The following is a 679-nucleotide window of genomic DNA, read 5'->3' as shown; positions in this document are numbered from 1 at the left end:
CATCCTTGTCGGTGATGGTTCCTACCAGTTTCACCAGATTGGCTGACAGCAGGCTGCTCTCCTGATCCGATCCACTGTTCGGGGTGTGTTCAATGGCGCGCACTTGATCCAGTGTCACTACCCCGCTGTTGTTGACCGTCAGGGTAAAGGCCACACTGCCGCTGCTGTTACCGACCCGGCCGACCACATTGCCACTCTCCAGATAGAGCAGGATGTTCTTGCCGGTTGCGGTGTCGTTGAGCCCGCTGTCCACCCCTGCTGTGCTGACGTTCAGGCTGTAAACCAGGGTACCGGCCCCATCGGCGCCAAAGCTGCTGGTGAACAGGCTGGCATAGCTGGTGCTGGCATTGAGTGACAGGTTGCTTTCGTCCACTTGCAGAGTGTCGTTGGCCGCACTGCCGGCACTGATACTCGGGCCATCGTCCCTGAAGCTGATGGCGCTGCCCAAGTCCACGCTGGCACTCTGGCTGTCCCCATCCTTGTCGGTGATGGTTCCGACCAGTTTCACCAGATTGGCTGACAGCAGGCTGCTCTCCTGATCCGAGCCGCTGTTCGGGGTATGTTCAATGGCGCGCAGTTGATCCAGTGTCACTACCCCGCTGTTGTTGACCGTCAGGGTAAAGGCCACACTGCCGCTGCTGTTACCGACCCGGCCGACCACATTGCCACTCTCCAGATA

Annotated in this window: 1 protein-coding gene; it reads right to left on the bottom strand. The window is 59.4% G+C overall.

All coding sequences use genetic code 11. From position 1 onward, the window contains the following. Positions 1 to 679 (bottom strand): DUF5801 repeats-in-toxin domain-containing protein (locus tag LG31_RS21345; RefSeq protein WP_033116174.1); only part of this gene is annotated, 679 nt, incomplete at both ends.

Origin of the sequence: Aeromonas lacus (assembly GCF_000764665.1) — a bacterium.
GTDB lineage: Bacteria > Pseudomonadota > Gammaproteobacteria > Enterobacterales > Aeromonadaceae > Aeromonas > Aeromonas lacus.
This window is presented reverse-complemented; position numbering and strand designations above follow the sequence as displayed.